This window comes from Bradyrhizobium oligotrophicum S58, assembly GCF_000344805.1.
GTDB lineage: Bacteria > Pseudomonadota > Alphaproteobacteria > Rhizobiales > Xanthobacteraceae > Bradyrhizobium > Bradyrhizobium oligotrophicum.
In genome coordinates this window covers 6640614-6662047 of record NC_020453.1, presented here as the reverse complement: position 1 = coordinate 6662047, position 21434 = coordinate 6640614, and the positions used below count along the sequence as shown (strand labels likewise).

At 65.1% G+C, this 21434-nt stretch carries 22 protein-coding genes; 20 read left to right on the top strand and 2 right to left on the bottom strand.

The genetic code is table 11. From position 1 onward, the window contains the following. Nucleotides 1–4 precede the first annotated feature (4 nt). The 8 genes from S58_RS28815 (at nucleotide 5) to S58_RS28780 (ending at nucleotide 8693) form a co-directional block, all read left to right on the top strand. Nucleotides 5–880: a phosphoribulokinase gene (locus S58_RS28815; RefSeq protein ID WP_015668945.1), complete on the top strand. Its 876-nt coding sequence runs from the start codon at nucleotides 5–7 to the stop codon at nucleotides 878–880. Continuing rightward, nucleotides 877–2904, top strand: coding sequence for a transketolase (gene tkt / locus S58_RS28810; RefSeq protein WP_015668944.1), 2028 nt, complete (start codon nucleotides 877–879; stop codon nucleotides 2902–2904). The genes S58_RS28815 and tkt overlap by 4 nt, the downstream gene beginning before the upstream one ends. 53 nt (nucleotides 2905–2957) lie before the next feature. After that, a complete protein-coding gene (gene fba / locus S58_RS28805; protein WP_015668943.1) occupies nucleotides 2958–4040 on the top strand; it encodes a class II fructose-bisphosphate aldolase in 1083 nt (360 codons plus the stop codon). A gap of 35 nt (nucleotides 4041–4075) precedes the next feature. Next, nucleotides 4076–5536, top strand: a complete 1461-nt coding sequence (locus tag S58_RS28800; protein WP_015668942.1) for a form I ribulose bisphosphate carboxylase large subunit — start codon at nucleotides 4076–4078, stop codon at nucleotides 5534–5536. Nucleotides 5537–5611: 75 nt separating this feature from the next. Then, entirely contained in the window at nucleotides 5612–6031 is a 420-nt protein-coding gene (locus S58_RS28795) for a ribulose bisphosphate carboxylase small subunit (protein ID WP_015668941.1), read from the top strand. A 159-nt stretch (nucleotides 6032–6190) separates the two neighbouring features. Further along, complete coding sequence (gene cbbX / locus S58_RS28790; protein ID WP_042340991.1) at nucleotides 6191–7132, top strand: CbbX protein; 942 nt, start codon at nucleotides 6191–6193, stop codon at nucleotides 7130–7132. Further along, on the top strand, nucleotides 7129–7854 hold the full coding sequence (locus S58_RS28785) for an HAD-IA family hydrolase (protein WP_015668939.1): 726 nt from the start codon (nucleotides 7129–7131) through the stop codon (nucleotides 7852–7854). The genes cbbX and S58_RS28785 overlap by 4 nt, the downstream gene beginning before the upstream one ends. Before the next feature lie 152 nt (nucleotides 7855–8006). Further along, nucleotides 8007–8693 (top strand): TetR/AcrR family transcriptional regulator, encoded by a 687-nt coding sequence (locus S58_RS28780; RefSeq protein WP_015668938.1) that lies wholly within the window; start codon nucleotides 8007–8009, stop codon nucleotides 8691–8693. 11 nt (nucleotides 8694–8704) lie between these two features. On the opposite strand, the gene S58_RS28775 is transcribed toward S58_RS28780, so the two are convergent. Then, nucleotides 8705–9301, bottom strand: a complete 597-nt coding sequence (locus S58_RS28775) for a PepSY domain-containing protein (RefSeq protein ID WP_015668937.1) — start codon at nucleotides 9299–9301, stop codon at nucleotides 8705–8707. A gap of 366 nt (nucleotides 9302–9667) precedes the next feature. Between S58_RS28775 and S58_RS28770 the strand changes: the two genes are divergently transcribed. Continuing rightward, entirely contained in the window at nucleotides 9668–10480 is an 813-nt protein-coding gene (locus S58_RS28770; RefSeq protein WP_015668936.1) for a lytic murein transglycosylase, read from the top strand. A 99-nt stretch (nucleotides 10481–10579) separates the two neighbouring features. Here the strand turns inward: S58_RS28770 and katG are convergent, their stop codons facing one another. Continuing rightward, nucleotides 10580–12760 (bottom strand): catalase/peroxidase HPI, encoded by a 2181-nt coding sequence (gene katG, locus S58_RS28765; RefSeq protein WP_015668935.1) that lies wholly within the window; start codon nucleotides 12758–12760, stop codon nucleotides 10580–10582. 115 nt (nucleotides 12761–12875) lie between these two features. On the opposite strand from katG, the gene S58_RS28760 reads away from it, so the two are divergent. The 11 genes from S58_RS28760 (at nucleotide 12876) to pstB (ending at nucleotide 21406) form a co-directional block, all read left to right on the top strand. After that, the gene (locus tag S58_RS28760) at nucleotides 12876–13805 is read left to right on the top strand and encodes a hydrogen peroxide-inducible genes activator (RefSeq protein WP_015668934.1); all 930 of its coding nucleotides are present in this window, start codon (nucleotides 12876–12878) and stop codon (nucleotides 13803–13805) included. A 61-nt stretch (nucleotides 13806–13866) separates the two neighbouring features. Continuing rightward, nucleotides 13867–14271, top strand: coding sequence for a hypothetical protein (locus S58_RS36940; RefSeq protein ID WP_244440652.1), 405 nt, complete (start codon nucleotides 13867–13869; stop codon nucleotides 14269–14271). Between the two features lie 108 nt (nucleotides 14272–14379). After that, nucleotides 14380–14838, top strand: a complete 459-nt coding sequence (locus S58_RS28755; protein WP_015668933.1) for a hypothetical protein — start codon at nucleotides 14380–14382, stop codon at nucleotides 14836–14838. Between the two features lie 185 nt (nucleotides 14839–15023). Continuing rightward, nucleotides 15024–15623 carry a hypothetical protein gene (locus S58_RS38715; protein ID WP_015668932.1) on the top strand — a complete coding sequence of 200 codons (600 nt, stop codon included), beginning with the start codon at nucleotides 15024–15026 and terminating at the stop codon, nucleotides 15621–15623. Then, nucleotides 15620–15853, top strand: a complete 234-nt coding sequence (locus S58_RS28745; RefSeq protein WP_015668931.1) for a type II toxin-antitoxin system HicB family antitoxin — start codon at nucleotides 15620–15622, stop codon at nucleotides 15851–15853. The genes S58_RS38715 and S58_RS28745 overlap by 4 nt, the downstream gene beginning before the upstream one ends. 43 nt (nucleotides 15854–15896) lie before the next feature. Next, nucleotides 15897–16088, top strand: coding sequence for a hypothetical protein (locus tag S58_RS28740; protein WP_015668930.1), 192 nt, complete (start codon nucleotides 15897–15899; stop codon nucleotides 16086–16088). Between the two features lie 199 nt (nucleotides 16089–16287). Beyond that, the gene (locus S58_RS28735) at nucleotides 16288–16608 is read left to right on the top strand and encodes a hypothetical protein (protein ID WP_015668929.1); all 321 of its coding nucleotides are present in this window, start codon (nucleotides 16288–16290) and stop codon (nucleotides 16606–16608) included. Between the two features lie 994 nt (nucleotides 16609–17602). After that, nucleotides 17603–18613, top strand: a complete 1011-nt coding sequence (pstS, locus tag S58_RS28730; protein ID WP_015668928.1) for a phosphate ABC transporter substrate-binding protein PstS — start codon at nucleotides 17603–17605, stop codon at nucleotides 18611–18613. A gap of 91 nt (nucleotides 18614–18704) precedes the next feature. Further along, on the top strand, nucleotides 18705–19703 hold the full coding sequence (pstC, locus tag S58_RS28725) for a phosphate ABC transporter permease subunit PstC (protein ID WP_042340282.1): 999 nt from the start codon (nucleotides 18705–18707) through the stop codon (nucleotides 19701–19703). 3 nt (nucleotides 19704–19706) lie between these two features. Continuing rightward, nucleotides 19707–20588: a phosphate ABC transporter permease PstA gene (gene pstA, locus S58_RS28720; RefSeq protein WP_015668926.1), complete on the top strand. Its 882-nt coding sequence runs from the start codon at nucleotides 19707–19709 to the stop codon at nucleotides 20586–20588. Then, on the top strand, nucleotides 20585–21406 hold the full coding sequence (pstB, locus tag S58_RS28715; RefSeq protein WP_015668925.1) for a phosphate ABC transporter ATP-binding protein PstB: 822 nt from the start codon (nucleotides 20585–20587) through the stop codon (nucleotides 21404–21406). The genes pstA and pstB overlap by 4 nt, the downstream gene beginning before the upstream one ends. Nucleotides 21407–21434: the final 28 nt, after the last annotated feature.

Here is a 21434-nt window from a genome sequence, read left to right as displayed (position 1 = left end):
ATCCATGTCACGTCGTCATCCCATCATCTCGATCACGGGCTCGTCGGGCGCCGGCACCACGTCGGTCAAGAAGACGTTCGAGAACATCTTCCGCCGTGAGAACGTCAATGCGGCCTATATCGAGGGTGATGCCTTCCATCGCTACAATCGCGAGGATATGCGCCGCAAGATGGTCGAAGAGGCCGAGCGCGGCAACAAGCATTTCAGCCATTTCAGCCCCGACACCAATCTGTTCGAGGAGCTCGAGAAGACCTTCCGCGATTATTCCGAGACCGGGACCGGCACGACCCGCCACTACGTCCACGACGAGGAGGAGGCGCGGCTCTACGACACCCGGCCCGGCAACTTCACCGAGTGGAGTCGGCTGCCGGAGGAATCTGATCTCCTGTTCTACGAAGGCCTGCACGGCGCCGTCGTCACCGAGAAGGTCAACATCGCACAGCATGCCGATCTGAAGATCGGCGTCGTTCCGGTGATGAACCTGGAGTGGATCCAGAAGCTGCATCGCGACCGCGCCTCGCGCGGCTACACCACCGAGGCTGTCACCGACACGATCCTGCGGCGCATGCCTGACTACGTGAACTACATCATCCCGCAATTCTCCGAGACCGACATCAACTTCCAGCGCGTGCCGACGGTCGACACGTCCAACCCGTTCATCGCGCGCTGGATCCCGACGCCGGATGAGTCGATGGTCGTGATCCGCCTGAAGAACCCGCGCGGCATCGACTTTCCCTATCTGCTCTCGATGATCCAGGGCGCCTTCATGTCGCGTGCCAATTCGATCGTGATCCATGGCTCGAAGCTCGATCTCGCCATGCAGCTCATTCTCACCCCCATGATCATGCAACTGATGGACCGAAAGAGGCGCACGCTATGACCGCCAACGCCCTGCACAAGCCCGCCGTCAAGGCCGATCCCGCGCACGCCGAAATGGCGAATGCCATCCGCTTCCTTGCGATCGACGCCGTGGAGAAGGCGAAGTCTGGCCATCCGGGCATGCCGATGGGCATGGCCGATGTCGCCACCGTTCTCTTCTCACGCTTCATGAAATTCGATCCCGCCGATCCGGCCTGGCCGGATCGCGACCGCTTCGTGCTGTCGGCCGGCCACGGCTCGATGCTGCTCTATGCGTTGCTGCATCTGACCGGCTATGAGGCCGTCACGATCGACGAGATCAAGAGGTTCCGGCAGTGGGGCGCCAAGACGCCGGGGCATCCGGAATATGGCCACACGCCGGGCGTCGAGACCACCACTGGTCCGCTCGGGCAGGGCATCGCGACCGCGGTCGGCATGGCGCTTGCCGAGCGGCTGATGAACGCGCGCTACGGCGATGATCTCGTCGATCATTACACTTACGTCATCGCCGGCGACGGCTGCCTGATGGAAGGCATCAGCCACGAGGCGATCTCGCTCGCCGGTCATCTCAAGCTGAATCGTTTGATCGTGCTGTTCGACGACAACGGCATCTCGATCGATGGTTCGACCGGGCTGGCGTGCTCGGACGATCAGCTTGGACGCTTTGCGGCGTCGGGCTGGGCGACATGTCGTATCGACGGCCATGATCCCGAAGCGATTGAAAAGGCCATCGCTGCCGCGCGGCAGAGCGACCGGCCCACGATGATCGCATGCCGGACCACGATCGGCTTCGGCTCGCCCGGACGGCAGGGCTCGGAGAAGGCGCATGGCGCGCCGCTCGGACCGGAGGAGGTCGAGAAGACCCGCGCGGCGCTGCATTGGCCGCATCGGCCGTTCGAGGTGCCGGCCGACGTGCTGGTAAGCTGGCGCGAGATCGGTGCGCGCGGCCGCAGTGTGCGCCAGGCCTGGAAGGAGCGTGCGCGCAAACAATGCTCCTCGGACCGGTCGCCCTGTCATGATGCGCTGAACAGGAAGCTGCCCGCCACCTACACCGAGCGGATGGCGCAGTTCATCGCACAGCTCACGGCCGAGCGGCCGAAGATCGCGACCCGCCAGGCGTCGCAGCACGTCATCGATGTCATTGCGACGGTGCTGCCCAATCTGCTCGGCGGCTCGGCGGACCTGACCCATTCCAACCTGACCAAGGCGAAGACGCAGAAATCCGTCACGCCGGCCACGATGGATGGCAACTATATCCATTACGGCGTGCGCGAGCATGCGATGGCCGCGGCCATAAACGGCATCGCGCTGCATGGCGGCTTCATTCCCTATGGCGGCACCTTCCTCGCCTTCGCCGATTACAACCGGCCGGCGATCCGTCTCGCCGCGCTGATGGGCATCCGCGTCATCCATGTGATGACCCACGACTCCATCGGTCTCGGCGAGGATGGCCCGACACATCAGCCGGTGGAGCATGTCGCGAGCCTTCGCGTCATTCCCAATCTGCTGGTGTTCCGTCCGGCGGACGCGGTCGAGACAGCGGAAGCCTGGGACTGCGCGCTGCGCGCCGAGACCTCGCCGTCAGTACTTTGCCTGTCGCGGCAGGCGTTGCCAGCATTCCGTACCGAAGCGTCTGATCATAACCAGGTCGCGCTCGGGGCCTACGTGGTCGTCGAGCCCGAGGGCGGCCGCGACGTCACCTTGATCGCGACCGGCTCGGAGGTAGCGATCGCGCTGGAGGCGGCGAAGCTTCTCGCCGCAGAGAACGTGCAGGCTGCCGTGGTGTCGGCGCCGTGCTTCGAATTGTTCCGCAAGCAGTCCGCCGAGTATCGCGCTGAAGTGCTTGGCCCCGCGCCACGCATCGGCGTCGAGGCTGCGATCGAGGGCGACTGGGCGCGCTGGCTCGGCGATGCCGGCGAGTTCGTGGGCATGCACGGCTTCGGCGCCTCGGCGCCGGCCGAGGTGCTGTACCGCGAATTCGGCATCACGCCCGCGGCGGTGGCGGATGCCGCGATGCGCAACATCATCCGGGCGCGGGCGTCCTGACGGAAGCCTCGCAACCAAAGAACAGAACACACGAAAGAGGGACGGAGACCAACATGGCGCGGATCACGCTCAGACAATTGCTGGACCACGCGGCCGAGCGCGGCTACGGCGTGCCGGCGTTCAACATCAACAACATGGAGCAGGGGCTCGCGATCATGGAGGCGGCTGCCGCCGTCGATGCTCCCGTGATCATCCAGGCCTCCCGCGGCGCGCGCTCCTATGCCGGCGACATCATGCTGTCGAAGATGATCGACGCGCTGGAGGAGATGTATCCGCAGATCCCGCTCTGCCTGCACCAGGACCACGGCAATGACGAGGCGACCTGCGCCACCGCGATCAAATACGGCTTCACCTCGGTGATGATGGACGGCTCGCTCAAGGCCGACGCCAAGACCGCCGCCGACTACGAGTATAATGTCGACATCACCCGCCGCGTCACGGACATGGCGCATTGGGTCGGCGCTTCCGTCGAGGGCGAGCTCGGCGTGCTCGGCTCGCTCGAGCATGGCGGCGGCGAGCAGGAGGACGGTCATGGCCTCGAAGGCACCGTCAGCCGCGATCAGCTGCTGACCGATCCCGACCAGGCGGTCGATTTCGTCCGCGCCACCAAGGTCGATGCGTTGGCAATCGCGATGGGGACCTCGCACGGTGCCTACAAGTTCTCGCGCCAGCCGGATGGCGACATCCTCGCCATGAACGTGATCGAGGAGATCCATCGCCGGCTGCCCAACACGCATCTCGTGATGCACGGCTCGTCCTCGGTGCCGCAGGCGCTCCAGGACGTGTTCAATCAGTTCGGCGGCGAGATGCCTCAGACCTGGGGCGTGCCGGTCGAGGAGATCGTGCGCGGCATCCGCCACGGTGTGCGCAAGGTCAACATCGACACCGATTGCCGGCTGGCGATGACCGCGATCTTCCGAAAAGTGGGCGCGCAGTCGAAGGTCGAGTTCGATCCGCGCAAATTCCTGAAGCCGGCGATGGATTCGATGCGCGAGCTGTGCCGCGAGCGCTTCGAGCAGTTCGGCGCCGCCGGCAATGCATCCAGGATCAAGGTCATTCCGCTCGCGGAGATGGCCAAGCGCTACCGCTCCGGTGCGCTGGATCCGCGAGTTGGGGGAATGACTGAAGCTGCCTGACGTCCACGGCCATAACGAACATTCAGGAGGAACACATGAACGACCAATCGATCACGGTGCGCGGCAAGGATCGCTACAAGTCCGGCGTGATGGAATACAAGAAGATGGGCTATTGGGAGCCGTCCTACCAGCCCAAGGACACCGACGTCATCGCGCTGTTCCGCGTCACGCCGCAGGACGGCGTCGATCCGACCGAGGCCTGCGCCGCGGTGGCCGGTGAATCCTCCACCGCGACCTGGACCGTCGTCTGGACCGACCGCTTGACTGCTGCCGAGAAGTACCGCGCCAAGTGCTATCGGGTCGAGCCGGTGCCGGGCTCGCCGGGCAGCTATTTCGCCTATATCGCCTATGACCTCGATCTGTTCGAGCCGGGCTCGATCTCCAACCTGACGGCGTCGATCATCGGCAACGTGTTCGGCTTCAAGCCGCTCAAAGCGCTGCGGCTCGAGGACATGCGGCTGCCGGTGGCCTACGTCAAGACGTTCCAGGGCCCGGCGACCGGAATCGTCGTCGAGCGCGAGCGGCTCGACAAGTTCGGCCGGCCGCTGCTGGGCGCCACCGTCAAGCCGAAGCTCGGCCTTTCGGGGCGCAACTACGGCCGCGTGGTCTATGAGGCGCTCAAGGGCGGCCTGGACTTCACCAAGGACGACGAAAACATCAATTCGCAGCCGTTCATGCATTGGCGTGAGCGCTTCCTGTATTGCATGGAGGCGGTCAACAAGGCGCAGGCGGCGAGCGGCGAGATCAAGGGCACCTATCTCAACGTGACCGCAGGAACGATGGAGGACATGTATGAGCGCGCCGAGTTCGCCAAGGAGCTCGGCTCCAACATCGTCATGATCGACCTCGTGATCGGCTACACCGCGATCCAGTCGATGGCGAAATGGGCGCGTCGCAACGACATGATCCTGCATCTGCATCGCGCGGGCCATTCGACCTACACCAGGCAGCGTTCGCACGGCGTCTCGTTCCGCGTCATCGCCAAATGGATGCGGCTGGCCGGCGTCGACCACATTCATGCCGGCACCGTGGTCGGCAAGCTGGAAGGCGATCCGAACACGACGCGCGGCTATTACGACATCTGCCGCGAGGACTTCAATCCGATGCGGCTGGAGCACGGCGTGTTCTTCGACCAGAACTGGGCGAGCCTCAACAAGCTGATGCCGGTGGCGTCGGGCGGCATCCATGCCGGCCAGATGCACCAGCTGCTCGACCTCCTCGGCGAGGACGTCGTGCTGCAGTTCGGCGGCGGCACCATCGGTCATCCCCGCGGTATCGCCGCCGGTGCGACCGCCAACCGCGTCGCGCTGGAGGCAATGATCCTCGCCCGCAATGAGGGCCGCGACTACGTGCATGAGGGCCCGGAGATCCTGGCCAAGGCGGCGCAGACCTGCACGCCACTGCGCGAGGCGCTGGAGATCTGGAAGGACGTCACCTTCAACTACGAATCGACGGACTCGCCGGACTTCGTGCCGACCGTGACCCCCGCCGCCTAGACCTCGTTCGATGCGTCGCCGCGCTGCGGGCCGGACACCGGCTCGCCCGGCAGCACAACATCAGGAGATTTCAACATGCGCGTGACCCAAGGCTGCTTTTCCTTCCTGCCCGACCTGACCGACGATCAGATCACCGCCCAGATCCAGTACTGCCTGGAAAAGGGATGGGCTGTGAACATCGAGTTCACCGACGACCCGCACCCCCGCAACACCTATTGGGAGATGTGGGGCCTGCCGATGTTCGACCTGCGCGACGCCGCCGGCATCATGCGCGAGCTTTCCGAGTGCCGGAAAATCTATGGCGATCGCTACATCCGCATCTCGGCGTTCGATTCCTCCCATGGCTGGGAGTCGATCCGGCTGTCCTTCATCGTCAACCGGCCGCAGAACGAGCCGGGCTTCCGGCTCGATCGGCAGGAAACCGTCGGGCGCAATCAGCGTTACTCCACGCGATCCTACGCCGCCGAGCGCCCCGAGGGCGAGCGGTACTCATAAGAGCGGCTGCGCTGAAGTCCCCGGTCCAGGCGGGGACTTCAGCGCCGGCTCTGCCGCAATGATCAAGTCCGATGTGACGGCATCGCCTGCTTGCCGGAGTTCGCAGGACGATCCGCCGCCAGCGCGTGCGAACTTCGGCAAGCGGAGCACCAGCCCATGATGCAGGCCACGCAGGCCGACACCACCCAGGCGACGCCGGTAGACGCCGTCGACCTGCGCCGCGAGTTCGAGAGCGTCGACATTGCGCCGGTGCTGGAGCAGCTCGACCGTGAACTGGTCGGGCTCGCCCCGGTCAAGACGCGAATCCGCGAGATCGCCTCGCTGCTGCTGATGGAGCGCATCCGTCAGAAGATGGGGCTGGCGACGACATTCCCCACCCTGCACATGTCGTTCACCGGCAATCCCGGCACCGGCAAGACCACGGTCGCGCTGCGCATGGCCGGCATCCTGCATCGGCTCGGCTTCGTCAGGCGCGGCCACGTCATCAGCGTCACCCGCGATGACCTCGTCGGCCAGTATATCGGCCATACCGCGCCGAAGACCAAGGAGGTGCTGAAGAAGGCGATGGGCGGCGTCCTCTTCATCGACGAGGCCTATTATCTCTACCGCCCGGAGAACGAGCGCGACTACGGCCAGGAGTCGATCGAGATCCTGCTGCAGATCATGGAGTCGCAGCGCGAGGACCTGGTGGTCATTCTTGCCGGCTATGCCGACCGCATGGAGAGGTTCTTCCAGAGCAATCCCGGCTTCCGCTCGCGCATCGCCCATCACATCGACTTTCCCGATTATTCGGAAGGCGAGCTGTTGATCATTGCCGAGATGATGCTGGAGGGGCAGAACTACCGCTTCTCGCCCGAGGCCCGGGCCGCGTTCGAGAAGTACATCACGGTCCGACGCACCCAGCCGCTGTTTTCCAATGCGCGTTCGATCCGCAACGCGCTGGATCGGGTCCGCCTGCGCCAGGCCAATCGCCTGGTGTCGCGTCTCGACCGCGTGCTGACGTCTGACGACGTGAAGTCGATCGAGGCCAGCGACGTGCTGGCGAGCCGGGTCTTCGCCCAGGGGGTGAAGGAGGACGCAAAGGGGGAGGGACGGCCATGAGTCTCACGCTCGTCAAGAACTCCTCGCCGCTCGAAGACATCAGGCGCCGCATTGCCGACGCCGGCGCGCTCATCCTCGATGTCGACGGGACGCTCGCTGAGACCGAGGAGATCCACCGTGAGGCCTTCAACGAAGCCTTCGTGGAGGCGAAGCTCGACTGGCACTGGGGCCGGCGCGTCTACAAGGAGTTGCTGCGCGTCGCCGGCGGCAAGGAGCGCATCCGCGCCTTCGACCAGATGCGGCGCACCGGCCCGCCGGTGAGCGACGCTGCCATTGCCAGGCTGCACCGGGTCAAGACGGAACGTTTTGCCGCCCTGATGGCCGACAAGGGCTGTCCATTGCGTCCCGGCGTGAAGGCGCTGCTCGACGCGGCAATCGGCCGCGGCCAGCGGATGGCGATCGCGACGACGACCACGCGGGTCAACATCGATGCGCTGCTGGCGCCCGTGCTGGGCCAGGATTGGGAGACGATGTTCGCAGCCGTCGTTGCCGCGGACGACGTTGCGCGCAAGAAGCCGGCGCCCGACGTGTACATCGAGGTGCTGTCACAGCTCGATCTGCCCGGCGCCAGCTGCATCGCGATCGAGGATTCGGGCAACGGACTGATGGCGGCCACGCGCGCCGGTGTCCCGGTGCTCATCACGCGCAGCCTCTACTTTCATGATGACAGTTTCGATGGCGCGCTCGCCGTGCTCGATGACCTCAGCGAACTGTTTGCTTGAGGTGTTTTGATGGGTCTCATCCCCAGATGCATTGCTGATTATGTACGCCACCGTGCGCATAGCTGCTCTACTCATCGCGTTCTATTGCCGTTCAGACGAGAACGTGTAATCCCTTGACCACATGCTTACATGTCGAGTCGAGGTCGTTGAGTATGGCCCGCACGCAGGCCAAGGTGAAACGGAGTGATGTCGCGCGCACGGTGACGTTGCGCGGACGCGTAGGGCGACCGCCGAAGGCGCTGGCCGGAAACATCGAAGAGCGGATCCTGGACGCGGCGCGCGATGTGTTTCTGGAGCGCGGCTTCGATGGCGCGAGCATCGACGAGATCGCCGAGCGCGCGCCGGCGAGCAAGCCCACGATCTATGCGCGCTATTCCGGCAAGCCGGCCCTGTTCGCCGCCATCGTGGAGCGCTCCATCGGCGAGCTGATGAATCTGGGCTCGTCCTATACGCCTCCTGCCGGAACGGTTCAGGAGAAGCTGGTCGGGCTTGCGATGGCCATCGTCGACCGCTCGCTAAAGGACTCGATCGGGTTGTTGCGGGTGACGATCGGGGAGGCCGACCGCTTTCCCGATCTCAGCTGCCAGTTTCACGACGTCTCGCGCAAGCGGGCAACACATGCGGTGGCGGTGCTGCTGAGCGAGACGATCGGCGGGTCGGCCAGGGGCGCGCCCTCGAAGGCGTCGGCGGCCTCCGCCGAGATCTTCATCGACCTGATCGTCATGCCGCTGATCATGAGGTCGCTGATGGGCGAGCGCGAGAGGACGATTCGCAAGGAGTTGCCCGGCTTCGTCCGCGAGCGCGTCAAGACCTTCCTCGCACTCCAGGCGCGGGCGTAGATCGCGCGCGGTCAGCGCGACCGCGGCGATGACGGTTCGAGCGTGACCTGCTTCAGATCGTTGCCGCAGACCACGACGATCACGTAGGCGAGCTTGCCGTCTTTGTTCATCAGGCCGCCGCTGATGGCCTTGCCCGCCGCCGATCGTTCGGCGATCCGAATCGCATCCGACATCTTGAGCCGGACCGTGGTGAGGGCGGTCAGGCTGTCGCGGTCGCTTTCGCTCATCCCCTGCACGGTCGAGAACAGCACGCTGTTCCGTACCTTTGCGGTGGTGCCGTCGATGTCGAACTCCCAGATCCGCCCGCTCTGCAGCGTGCGGACCTTGTAGACCGGCGCATCGAGCCCGCCCTCGAAGCTGATGTCGGCGGTCTTCGATCCCGGGTGGATCTTCTCGGCGATCCGCAGCGCCTGGTGCAGCGACACCTCCGTCCGGCGGAACTTGTCGAGCTCGCGATCGATCGCCTCCTGGCTCAGCGCGGGATCGTTGGCGTTCGACGATTGCTGATCCATCGGGGCCTGCATCCCACCGGTCGCGGCGTCGGCAACGGCGTGCGCAAGGGGAGTCCATGACAACAGGATGAAGGTAAAAAGAGCGATCCGTCTCATGTGCTGCCTGCTGTCTCCGACCTCGGTCGGTGCTTGTAGAGCATTCCCGGCAAAACGGTTGTGATAAAACGAAACTGTGTCGTTTTATAATCCTGGATCGTTATTTGTCAAGGTCGCCTGGAAGCGGAGCGGCGCTGCTCCGGTCACGAGCCTGGCACACGTAGCGCAACGGCCTCCGATGGAACCGCCTGGCGTCCTGCGCGCTGTCGACACCTATGACTTCGGCGTCGATTCCGCTAGGTTGCGCCGGTTCAAACCAGCGCGGCACGGCGATGCCGATCAGCAAACATTCATACGGCGTGTGGCAGACACATGAGCCGCTCAGGAAATCTGTTGCGCGCTCATCCAAGAGAAGAGGACGGCGGAATGACCAAGGGCCAGGCCATGATCAGAACGGCTTTGACCGCGATGGTGCTATTTGCGGGACTGAGCGGTGCGCAGGCGGCGCAGTGCGGCTCTTCGCCCGCGGGCTTCGAAGCCTGGAAGCGCGAGTTCGGCGAGGAGGCGCGCAGCAAGGGCGTCGGCGGCACCGCGCTCGCGGCGCTGATGCAGACCAACTACGCGTCGGCCACGATTGCCGCCGACCGCGGCCAGCGCAGCTTCAGCCTGTCGCTCGATCAGTTCCTCGCCAAGCGCGGTGCGGCGGCGATCGTTTCGCGCGGCCGGCAGCTCAAGCAGTCGCAGGCGGCGATGTTCGCCTCGATCGAGCAGCGTTACGGCGTGCCGCCCGGACCCTTGATCGCGATCTGGGGCATGGAGAGCGGTTTTGGCAGCCAGCGCGGCAATCAGCACATGCTGTCGTCGATCGCGACGCTGGCCTATGACTGCCGCCGCCCGGAGTTCTTCACCGAGCAGCTCTACGCCGCGCTCAAGCTGATCGACCGCGGCGTGCTGTCGGGCACGACCCGCGGCTCGATGCATGGCGAGGTCGGGCAGACCCAGTTCATGCCGAAGAACATTCTCGCCTATGGCACCGGCAATCTCGACGTCGCCGCCAACGCGCTCGCCTCGACCGCGAACTTCCTGCGCGCCAATGGCTGGAAGGCGGGCGCCGGCTATCAGCCGGGCGAGCCGAACTTCGTTGCCATCGAGGCCTGGAACGCCGCCGGCGTCTATCAGAAGGCGATCGCGCTGATGGGCCGCCAGATCGACGGCGGCGGCTCGGCCGCGGAGCGCTGAGGCGCTCGCACGACCGACACAGCCTCTGCAAATAAAAAGCGGCGCTTCATCACTGAAGCGCCGCTTCTCTTTACTTCGTCACTGCGTCGGCTTGTCGCCTCAGGCCTTAAGCTCGAACCTGTCGAGGTTCATCACCTTGGTCCATGCGGCGACGAAGTCCTTGACGAACTTCTGCTTCGCATCCGAGCTCGCATAGACCTCGGCGAGCGCGCGCAGCTGCGCGTGCGAGCCGAAGATCAGGTCGGCGCGGGTGGCCGTCCACTTGATCGCGCCGGACTTGCGGTCGCGGCCCTCGAACGTGTACTCGCCCTGGTCGACCGGCCGCCATACCACGCCCATGTCGAGCAGGTTGGCGAAGAAGTCGTTCGTGAGCGTCTCGGTCTGCGCCGTGAACACACCGTGCTTGGCGCCGTTGGCATTGGCCCCGAGCACGCGCAGGCCGCCGACCAGCACGGTCATCTCCGGCGCGTTCAAGGTCAGCAGCTGGGCCTTGTCGACCAGCAGTTCCTCCGCCGACAGCCACTGCTTGCCGCTGATGTAGTTGCGGAAGCCGTCATGGGTCGGCTCGAGCACCGAGAACGACTCGACGTCGGTCTGCTCCTGCGAAGCGTCGGTGCGGCCGGGCGCGAACGGCACGGTCACCTCGACGCCGGCCTTCTTGGCGGCGGCCTCGACGCCGGCATTGCCGGCCAGCACGATCAGGTCGGCGAGCGAGATCTTCTTTCCGCCCGTGGCCTGTGCGTTGAACTCCTTCTGGATGCCTTCGAGCGACGAGAGCACCTTGGCGAGCTCGGCCGGGTTGTTGACTGCCCAGTCCTTCTGCGGGGTCAGGCGAATGCGCGCGCCGTTGGCGCCGCCGCGCTTGTCCGAGCCGCGGAAGGTCGAGGCCGAAGCCCAGGCGGTCGAGACCAGTTGCGATACAGAAAGACCCGAAGCGAGGATCTTCGCCTTGAGCGCGGCGACGTCCGCGTCGTCCACCAGCGGATGATCGACCGCCGGCACCGGATCCTGCCAGATCAGCTCCTCCTTCGGCACCAGCGGGCCGAGGTAACGCACCTTCGGGCCCATGTCGCGATGGGTCAGCTTGAACCAGGCGCGGGCGAAGGCGTCGGCGAACTGATCCGGGTTCTCCAGGAAGCGGCGCGAGATCTTCTCGTAGGCCGGATCGAAGCGCAGCGCGAGGTCGGTGGTCAGCATCGACGGCGCGTGGCGCTTGGACTTGTCATGCGCGTCCGGCACGGTATTGGCGCCGGCGTCGCCCTTCGGCTTCCACTGATGCGCGCCGGCCGGGCTCTTGGTCAGCTCCCACTCGTAGCCGAACAGGTTCCAGAAGAAGTTGTTGCTCCACTTGGTCGGCGATGACGTCCAGATCACCTCGAGGCCGGAGGTGATGGTGTCGCCGCCCTTGCCCGAACCATACTTGCTGGCCCAGCCGAGGCCCTGCTGCGCGATGTCGGCGCCTTCCGGCTCCGCACCGACAAGCGACGCATCGCCGGCGCCATGGGTCTTGCCGAAGGTGTGACCGCCGGCGATCAGCGCCACGGTCTCTTCGTCGTTCATCGCCATGCGGGCGAAGGTCTCGCGGATGTCGCGCGCCGCGGCGAGCGGATCGGGATTGCCGTTCGGGCCTTCCGGGTTGACGTAGATCAGGCCCATCTGCACGGCGGCGAGAGAGCCCGCGAGCTCGCGATCACCGCTGTAACGCTCGTCGGCGAGCCACTTGCCCTCGGGACCCCAATAGATGTCCTGCTCGGGCTCCCAGGTGTCGGCGCGACCGCCGCCGAAGCCGAAGGTCTTGAAGCCCATCGATTCCAGCGCGACGTTGCCGGTCAGCACGAACAGGTCGGCCCAGGAGATCTTCTGGCCGTACTTCTGCTTGATCGGCCACAACAGGCGGCGCGCCTTGTCGAGGTTGGCGTTATCAGGCCAGCTGTTCAGCGGCGCGAAACGCTGCTGTCCGGCGCCGGCGCCGCCGCGGCCGTCACCAATGCGATAGGTGCCGGCGGCGTGCCAGGCCATGCGGATGAACAGCGGGCCGTAATGACCGAAATCGGCCGGCCACCATTCCTGCGAATCCGTCATCAGCGCGGTCAGGTCCTTGACCAGCGCGTCGAGATCGAGGCTCTTGAATTCCTTGGCATAGTCGAACGCCTCGCCAAGCGGATCCGAGAGGTTCGAGTGCTGATGCAGAACCGAGAGATTGAGCTGGTTCGGCCACCATTCCTTGTTCGAAAACCCCTTCAAGCCGCCCGAAAACGGGCATTTGCTGACGTCATCCATGTGTGCCTCCTGACCTGATCGGCATTGTTTCCCCCTGGGGTGGGCGGCGGGACCCTACGCGCCCAGATTGATCAGGGGAAATTGACTTTGGTGATTGTCACGATAAGATAATCTGATGATCCATTTGACGATGCGGCAGCTTCGCTATTTCGATGCGCTGGCGCGTCTCGGCCATTTCGGCCGTGCCGCGGAGGCCTGCGCGATCTCGCAGCCGGCGCTGTCGATGCAGATCAAGGAGATGGAGGAGGCGCTCGGCGGCGTGCTGCTGGAGCGCAACGCGCGGCAGGTGGTGCTGACGCGGTTCGGCGAGCAGCTCGCCGAGCGCGTGCGCGACATCCTGCGCTCGGTCGACGAACTCGGCGATTTCGCCCGCGCCTCGCGCGACAAGCTGACCGGGCGGCTGCGGCTGGGCATGATCCCGACCGTCGCGCCCTATCTGTTGCCCAAGGTGATCGCCAATTTGACGCGCAAGCATCCCGAGATCGACATTCACGTGCGCGAGTCCAAGACGCCGAAGCTGATCGAGGAGCTGGTCGAGGGCCGGCTCGATGCAGCGATCGTCGCACTTCCGGTCTCGGAGCCGTCGCTGACCGAGGTCGCGCTGTTCTCGGAGAATTTCCTGCTGGTGCGGCCGCCCGAATATGAAGGCGCCGCGGTGCCGAGCAGCGAGATGCTGCGCGAGATGCGGCTGCTGCTGCTGGAGGAGGGGCACTGCTTCCGCGACCAGGCGCTGACGTTCTGCAACATGCAGGCGCCGCGCGAGATGCTCGATGCGTCGTCGCTGTCGACGCTGGTGCAGATGGTCGGCGCCGGCATGGGCGTGACGTTGATCCCGGAGATGGCGGTCGGCGTCGAGACGCGCTCGGCCGCGGTGTCGCTGGCGCGCTTCGCCGACCCGCAGCCACAGCGCTCCATCGGCATGGTCTGGCGCAAGACCAGCCCGCTCGCCAAGCAGTTGCTGCAGATCTCGGAGGTGGTGGCCGGCGCGGCCGATGGGCTGCGCAAGCAGGCGACCGCGGGGCAGGGCCGCAAGCGACGCGGCTGAGCCGCGAGGAACGTCCGGTGGATGCCGACCTTGTCGTTGTCCTCCAGAGAAGGACGTCCCCATGAAACTGGTATTGATCGCATCGGCTGCGGTGCTCACGCTCTCGGGCACGCTCGCATCGGCTCAGAGTAGTAGCGCTGGGTGGCACCGGCACCGGCGGCAGCAGCGCGGGAGCCTCGCAGAAAGCGCCTGCAACAGTTCCAGGTGCCATCCCCGGCAACACCGGTTCGACCGGCATGGCACCCGGCAATTCGACGAGCGCCGGCGCACCCGGCAATGGTTCGGGCCACACGCCATCGGCGCCGAACGATGCAACCGGCTCGCTCAACAACAACGGCGCGAGCACCGGCGGCGGCAACTCCGGGAGTTCCAGCAATCTCGGCCGGCATTGAGGCGGGTGGAGTCGATGTTCCCGCAGCCGATGGCGCTTTTGCGTGGAACGGGCGGCCAAACCGGCAGTTCGTAGGTTTCGAGCAACTCACGCGCTCCAAGCCGTCGCTGTCGCGGCGGACGACGGCGCCCCGTCCAAATGGGAGCCGCCATGCGTGATGATCCCAGTCAAGGAGTCCTGGCGATGCGAAGCTTGAACTACGTGGCGGCGTTGGCCCTGTCGGGTGCGCTGCTGGCCGGTGTGAACGCGCCGGCGATGTCTGCTCCGATGACGGCGCTGTCGGCCGCCGCGAAGCCCGACGCCGCGCCGCTCGGCACCACGCAGGTGCGCTATGGCGGCCGCGGCTTCGGCGGTGGATGGCACGGCGGCGGTTGGCATGGTGGCGGTGGCTGGCACGGCGGCGGATGGCGCGGTGGTGGTTTCGGCTGGGGCGGCGGCGCGCTCGCAGCCGGCGCGCTGCTCGGCGCGGGCATCGCAGCGGCGGCAACGCCCTATTACTACGACGACGACCCATATTATTATGGCGGCGGGCCCTACGGCTATGCCGGCGTCGGCTACGCGCCGTATTATGGCCGTCCCTATTACGTGCGCCGTTACTATGGCGGCTGGGGTGGCGGACCGTGGGGCGGCCCGGTGTGGTGAGCCCCGGCTGATCAATCACGCGATCCCGTCTGCGCAAGAGATTGCGCGGACGAGCTGACGTCAGGGCCTCCGGCGCCTCCGTGAGCCGCGGGCAAAGCCGGCATCCACCGATGGATGCGTGGTGGCATGGGTCTTGTATCGATCTCCGTGCAGCGCGCCCACGGCGCGTGCTCCGGAGGACGGACATGCCCGAGGCTGTCGACACCGAGGCGTTCTGGGTCGGGACGATCGTCGATTGGCTGGTCGCGAACGCCAGCCTGCGCAAGGAACGCGTCGACCTCAAGCGCAAGTTCACGCAGGAGCCGTATAATCTCAGCGCCGTCAGGGTGCTGACGATGATGGACGAGCTCGTCGCGCTTCACGACGGCGCGAACGGGGCCCGGCTGGTGCTGTCGCAGAACTGGCGGCTGGCGCATCGCAACGACACGGTCGGCGACTTCATCGTCGCGTTTCTCCGCCTGGTGCTCCCTGGCGATGGTCGCGCAGCAACGGACAAGGAGGTGTCGTCCGCCGGTCCAATGTCGGAAAGCCGACAGGGCCGGTCGCACAATCACCGTCTCGAAGCGCTGCGGGCCAATCCGGGCGGCGACTGGAAGCCGGTCGACCTCGAGATCATCGCCTCGCAATACGCGATGAAGTTTCGCAAGATCACCGGCACGCACGAGGTCTTCCTGCACCCCTCGGTCCCGCATTGCGTCACCATCCCGCTCAAGGCCAGGATCCGGCCGCCGCATGTCCGGGCCTTCGTGGCGATGATCGACGGCATGGATGAGGCTGCGCGATGAGCGATCCTTGCGCCTATGTTTACGAGGTGACGGAGCTCGGCGCCGGGGATGGCGGCGGCTTTCTCGTCATCTTTCCAGATTGTCCCGGCGTCATCGGCATCGGCGAGACCTCCGACGAGGCGGTCGCTGACGGACAGCTGGCGCTGTTCGCATGCCTCGATGCGCTCAAGGCCGTCGACCGCGAGCCGCCCGTGCCAAAGGCCGCGCGGTCCGCTGCGCCGCTGGCGTGATTCTTGATTCGAGATCGCCAGACGCCAACGCGACGGAGACATCATGCCACTGCGAGAGGACGCCATCCAGGTCGGCAAGTGCTACAAGACGAAAATCGCCGAGAGCTACAAGGTACTGTCGATCACCCGCGGCATCGTCACCTACCAGACGCTGACCTCGCCGCTGCGCATCAACACCGGCATCAAGGCGTTTGCTGATGCGGTCTACAAGCAGATCAACTGTCCGGGGAGCTAGCTGGCATCCGGGCGGGCGACCGTATCGTGTAGCATGCGGAGTCGGAGCGCGGGACGAGGAATTGCATTATTTCTCCATCGTCATTGCGAGCGCAGCGACGCATCCAGGATGTTTCCGCGGCACGATTCTGGATTGCTTCGCTGCGCTCGCAATGACGCAGAAAAAGCTTGCCTCATTCGCGCGCTGTCAGGAGATTTGGATGAAGCTCGAAGAGCATGACGACGGCGTGCTGGCCTTTGTCGACGAGGATGGCCGCATCTGGGCGCAATGTGCGCGGCCGTCGCAATATCTCGACGATACGGACTATGTGGTCGAGGGTCCCCTCAGCGGCTTCGTCTACGAGGACGGCACGTTCACCGCCGACAGTGAACTGGCGTTCCGCGCCTGGCTCGACGACCGCCTGATCAGCGACGGGATATTTCACGTCAAGGACAGGGAGACCGCGTTGACCGTGTGTCAGCGTATCGCGGTGGCGGCGCGCGAGATCCTGAAGGAGAGGACGGACCCGTCTCGTCCCTGAGCGGCGCTGAGCCTGCGATTCCGATAAAAATAATTCTATTGCTATTTTTCAGAAACAATGCTTATCTCCCTGCATCCCGCCTCGTGCAGAGGGACGTACGCGTCGTCACGAAACGTGGAGGTGGGCTGCGATGGACGTGACGGCTGTGCCAGACGAGCATGGCCGGCGCGGACGGCGAAGTCGTGTGGTCCTGGCCTCTCGACGCTGAGGTCAAGTTCGTGGTCGTTGCTTATGGGCACGCGCGGGCGATGGGGGCAAGAGAGCCGATCCCCAGGGAGAGCACGAAGGACACCGTAAAACCGTCGCGCGGGGAAGGCCGGGTCTGTCCGGCTGTACCTGTGGTACCTGCCGCCTGCATTCTTTTGAGCAGGCGGGCCACGGGCCTCAGCCGAGGTCCGGCCTTCCCCGCGCCCTCTCGTTGTCAGGGGGCATGACGGATGCATCACTCGGGCACGATGTGTCGCGGGACCGTGAGATCGTGCCTCGATGGTCATGTCTCGGGGGCCAAAACCGTAGCCACATTCTCAACTGTCATCCCGGACAAGCGCGCAACGCGCGCGCCGATCCGGGATCCATAACCCCAGGGAGACGTGCGAGGCACGATGGTCGATCGATCCGTCCCAGCCAATTCCGCCGCGGCGTATGGGTCCCGGGTCGGCGTCCGCCAACGCTTTCGCGTTGCCGGACTTGCCCGGGACGACAGCGAATGCGGGGCGGGCGCATGGGCAGATGGGGCGGCAGCGGCCGTGTCATCGCCGAAAACCGGCCCTGAGCACCGCTCTCACAGAAGGAGGTGCGGTCGGACCGCCGAACCCGGAGCACCCCCCGTAATAACTCGGGACGAAATCAGAATATCAATACTTATCAACGGCTTGTGACTGTCATCCGACTGTCATCGAACCTTTATAAAAGCGGCACCGAGGCCCCTTAAAGCGGCCGGGGAAGCGCAATCGGGTGCATATGGCGCTTCGCTTCCCAAGCATGGAGACCAGCTATGAATTTCGTCAAAGCTATCGTCGCTGCCGGCTTGGTCGCCGCATCGACGTCGGCCTTTGCTGCCGACATCACCGGTGCGGGCGCGACGTTCCCGTTCCCGATCTATTCCAAGTGGGCCGATGCCTACAAGAAGGAGACCGGCAACGGTCTGAACTACCAGTCGATCGGCTCCGGCGGCGGCATCAAGCAGATCCAGGCCAAGACCGTGACCTTCGGCGCCACCGACGCGCCGCTCAAGGCCGAGCAGCTCGAGAAGGACGGCCTGGTGCAGTGGCCGATGGTGATGGGCGGCATCGTGCCGGTCGTCAATCTCGAGGGCGTGAAGCCGGGCGAGATGGTGCTGGACGGCGAGACGCTCGCCAACATCTATCTCGGCAAGATCACCAAGTGGGATGACGCCGCGATCAAGAAGCTGAACCCGAACGTCAAGCTGCCCTCCGACGCGATCGCCGTCGTTCGCCGCTCGGACGGCTCGGGCACCACCTTCAACTTCACCTACTACCTCTCCGAGGCGAGCGCCGACTGGAAGAGCAAGGTCGGCTCCAACACCGCCGTCGAGTGGCCGGTCGGCGTCGGCGCCAAGGGCAATGAGGGCGTGTCCGGCAACATCGGCCAGACCAAGAACTCGATCGGCTATGTCGAGTACGCCTATGCCAAGCAGAACAAGCTGACCTACACCGGCATGATCAACAAGGCCGGCAAGACCGTGCAGCCGACCGTCGAGGCCTTCCAGGCCGCGGCCGGCAACGCCGACTGGGCCAAGGCTCCCGGCTACTACGTGATCCTCGCCAACCAGCCGGGCGACAAGTCCTGGCCGATGACGGCCGCGACCTTCATCCTGATGCACAAGGAGCCGGCCGACAAGGCGGCCTCCGCCGAAGCCATCAAGTTCTTCAAGTGGTCGTTCGAGAAGGGCGGCAAGATGGCCGAGGAGCTCGACTACATCCCGATGCCCGACAGCGTCGTGAAGCTGATCGAGAAGACCTGGTCGGCCGACATCAAGAGCTGAGCTGAAAGCGCATTGCCCTCTCCCGGAAACGGGAGAGGGTTCGTTCAAGGTACCGATGGTGTCGAAAAAGCAGGGGGCTGAATTGGCTGAGATGGCCGTTGAGAGCGAAGCGGGCGACATCGCCGCTGCCGCCGGGCCCTATGATCGCGCCCGCGCGCTGAGCGCGTTCAAGCTCGGCGATGTCACCTTCTACTGGATCACCCGCCTGTCGGCGATCTCGGTGCTGCTGATCCTCGGTGGCATCATCATCTCGCTGGTCATCGGCGCCTGGCCGGCGATGAAGGAATATGGCTTCCAGTTCCTCGTGACCAAGCGCTGGGCGCCGTCAGCCGATCCGCCGGTGCTCGGCGCGCTCGGGCCGATCTACGGCACGCTCGTCACGTCCTTCATTGCGATGCTGATCGCAATCCCGGTCGGTCTCGGCATTGCGATCTTCCTCACCGAGCTCTGCCCGCAATGGCTGCGCCGCCCGATCGGAATCGCGATCGAGCTGCTCGCCGGCATTCCCTCGATCATCTACGGCATGTGGGGCTTCTTCGTGCTGGGCCCGTTCCTGGCCTACACGTTCCAGCCCTTCATGATCGGCCTGTGCGCCAACATTCCGGTGCTGCAGGACATCTTCGCCGGTCCGCCGTCCTATCTCAGCCTGTTCAACGCCTCGCTGATCCTGGCGATCATGGTGCTGCCCTTCATCACCTCGATCTCGGTCGACGTGTTCAAGACCGTCCCGCCGGTGCTGAAGGAAGCCGCCTACGGGGTCGGCTGCACCACCTGGGAGGTCGTGCGCAGCGTCGTCATTCCCTACACCCGGGTCGGCGTCATCGGCGGCATCATGCTGGCGCTGGGCCGCGCGCTCGGCGAGACCATGGCGGTGACCTTCATCATCGGCAACTCGTTCCGGATCTCGTCCTCGATCTTCGCGCCGGGCACGACGATCTCGGCCGCCATCGCCTCCGAATTCCAGGAGAGCGACGGCCTGCACCAGTCGAGCCTGATCCTGCTCGGCCTGCTGCTGTTCGTGCTCACCTTCTTCGTGCTGGCGGGCGCGCGCCTGATGCTGATGCGGCTCCAAGCCAAGGCGGGAAAATAAGCCATGTCCAGCGCTGATACGCTTGCCATCGATACGCCGGTCAATCCGATCTATGCGCGCCGCCGCCGCCGGGACATCGTGATCCGCGGCCTGTGCGTCGCGGCCGCGCTGTTCGGCGTCACCTGGCTGGCGCTGATCCTGTTCACGCTGTTCTATAACGGCCTCGCCGGCCTCAGCCTGCAGGTGTTTTCCGCCGACACCCCGCCGCCGGGCTCGAGCGAAGGCGGCCTGCGCAACGCCATCGTCGGCTCCTTGATCATGACGGTCATCGGTGTCGGCATCGGCGCGCCGCTCGGCCTGTTCGCCGGCACCTATCTCGCCGAATACGGCCGCAACGACCGCCTGACCTCGGTGATCCGCTTCATCAACGATATCCTGCTGTCGGCGCCCTCGATCATCATCGGCCTGTTCATCTATGGCGCGGTCGTGGTGCCGATGGGCGGCTTCTCGGCGCTCGCGGGCTCGCTCGCGCTGGCGGTCATCGTCATCCCCGTGGTGCTCAGAACCACCGAGGACATGCTGCTGCTGGTGCCCAACCCGCTGCGCGAGGCGGCCTCGGCGCTCGGCCTGCCGCGCTCGCTGGTGATCCGCCGCATCGCCTACCGTGCGGCGCGCTCGGGCCTCATCACAGGCGTGCTGCTCGCCACCGCCCGTGTCGCCGGCGAGACCGCGCCCTTGCTGTTCACCGCGCTGTCGAACCAGTTCTGGAGCCTCAACCTCTCCAAGACGATGGCCAACCTGCCCGTCACCATCAACAACTTCGTCCAGAGCCCGTACGCTTATTGGAAGCAGCTGGCCTGGAGCGGAGCCCTTCTGATCACTCTGGCCGTGCTCGCCCTGAACGTCGGTGCACGCATTCTCGGTGCCGAGAGGAATAGCAAATGACCGAACTGTCCGTTTCCGTCAGTCAGCCCAATCACGCTCTGCACGGCCAGCCGCTTCCCGAAGCGCCGGCCAAGGTGACCGCGCGCAACCTGAACTTCTATTACGGCGATCACCACGCGCTGAAGAACATCAACCTGTCGCTGGGCACCAACCGCGTCACGGCGTTCATCGGTCCGTCCGGCTGCGGCAAGTCGACCCTGTTGCGCATCTTCAACCGGATGTACGATCTCTATCCGGGGCAGCGCGCCACCGGCCAGTTGATGCTGGACAACACCAACATCCTCGATCCCAAGCTCGATCTGAACCTGCTGCGTGCCCGGGTCGGCATGGTGTTCCAGAAGCCGACGCCGTTTCCGATGACGATCTACGAGAACATCGCCTTCGGCATCCGCCTCTATGAGAAGATCTCGAAGTCCGAGATGGACGACCGGGTCGAGAAGGCGCTGCGCGGCGGTGCGCTGTGGAACGAGGTCAAGGACAAGCTCAACGCCTCGGGCCTGTCGCTGTCCGGCGGCCAGCAGCAGCGCCTGTGCATCGCGCGCACCGTGGCCGTGCGGCCGGAGGTGATCCTGTTCGACGAGCCGTGCTCGGCGCTCGATCCGATCTCAACCGCTAAGGTCGAGGAGCTGATCCAGGAGCTCGCCGAGAACTATACGATCGCCATCGTGACGCATAACATGCAGCAGGCGGCGCGCGTCTCCGACAAGACCGCCTTCATGTATCTCGGCGAGCTGATCGAGTTCGACGACACCAGCAAGATCTTCACCTCGCCGAGCGATCGGCGGACCCAGGATTACATCACCGGCCGGTTCGGCTGAGGCCGACAGCAATGCCTTCAGGAGATCA

Bases quoted from the DNA above. Each gene is read 5' to 3' on its own strand.
- cbbX (WP_042340991.1), top strand. From the start codon at position 6,191: ATGCAGGCCACGCAGGCCGACACCACCCAGGCGACGCCGGTAGACGCC.
- S58_RS28740 (WP_015668930.1), top strand. From the start codon at position 15,897: ATGCCACTGCGAGAGGACGCCATCCAGGTCGGCAAGTGCTACAAGACG.
- S58_RS28735 (WP_015668929.1), top strand. From the start codon at position 16,288: ATGAAGCTCGAAGAGCATGACGACGGCGTGCTGGCCTTTGTCGACGAG.
- pstS (WP_015668928.1), top strand. From the start codon at position 17,603: ATGAATTTCGTCAAAGCTATCGTCGCTGCCGGCTTGGTCGCCGCATCG.
- pstC (WP_042340282.1), top strand. From the start codon at position 18,705: ATGGCCGTTGAGAGCGAAGCGGGCGACATCGCCGCTGCCGCCGGGCCC.
- pstB (WP_015668925.1), top strand. From the start codon at position 20,585: ATGACCGAACTGTCCGTTTCCGTCAGTCAGCCCAATCACGCTCTGCAC.
- S58_RS28795 (WP_015668941.1), top strand. From the start codon at position 5,612: ATGCGCGTGACCCAAGGCTGCTTTTCCTTCCTGCCCGACCTGACCGAC.
- S58_RS38715 (WP_015668932.1), top strand. From the start codon at position 15,024: ATGCCCGAGGCTGTCGACACCGAGGCGTTCTGGGTCGGGACGATCGTC.
- S58_RS36940 (WP_244440652.1), top strand. From the start codon at position 13,867: ATGAAACTGGTATTGATCGCATCGGCTGCGGTGCTCACGCTCTCGGGC.
- tkt (WP_015668944.1), top strand. From the start codon at position 877: ATGACCGCCAACGCCCTGCACAAGCCCGCCGTCAAGGCCGATCCCGCG.
- S58_RS28770 (WP_015668936.1), top strand. From the start codon at position 9,668: ATGACCAAGGGCCAGGCCATGATCAGAACGGCTTTGACCGCGATGGTG.
- S58_RS28775 (WP_015668937.1), bottom strand. From the start codon at position 9,301: ATGAGACGGATCGCTCTTTTTACCTTCATCCTGTTGTCATGGACTCCC.
- S58_RS28780 (WP_015668938.1), top strand. From the start codon at position 8,007: ATGGCCCGCACGCAGGCCAAGGTGAAACGGAGTGATGTCGCGCGCACG.
- katG (WP_015668935.1), bottom strand. From the start codon at position 12,760: ATGGATGACGTCAGCAAATGCCCGTTTTCGGGCGGCTTGAAGGGGTTT.
- S58_RS28760 (WP_015668934.1), top strand. From the start codon at position 12,876: ATGATCCATTTGACGATGCGGCAGCTTCGCTATTTCGATGCGCTGGCG.
- S58_RS28800 (WP_015668942.1), top strand. From the start codon at position 4,076: ATGAACGACCAATCGATCACGGTGCGCGGCAAGGATCGCTACAAGTCC.
- S58_RS28745 (WP_015668931.1), top strand. From the start codon at position 15,620: ATGAGCGATCCTTGCGCCTATGTTTACGAGGTGACGGAGCTCGGCGCC.
- S58_RS28785 (WP_015668939.1), top strand. From the start codon at position 7,129: ATGAGTCTCACGCTCGTCAAGAACTCCTCGCCGCTCGAAGACATCAGG.
- fba (WP_015668943.1), top strand. From the start codon at position 2,958: ATGGCGCGGATCACGCTCAGACAATTGCTGGACCACGCGGCCGAGCGC.
- S58_RS28755 (WP_015668933.1), top strand. From the start codon at position 14,380: ATGCGAAGCTTGAACTACGTGGCGGCGTTGGCCCTGTCGGGTGCGCTG.
- S58_RS28815 (WP_015668945.1), top strand. From the start codon at position 5: ATGTCACGTCGTCATCCCATCATCTCGATCACGGGCTCGTCGGGCGCC.
- pstA (WP_015668926.1), top strand. From the start codon at position 19,707: ATGTCCAGCGCTGATACGCTTGCCATCGATACGCCGGTCAATCCGATC.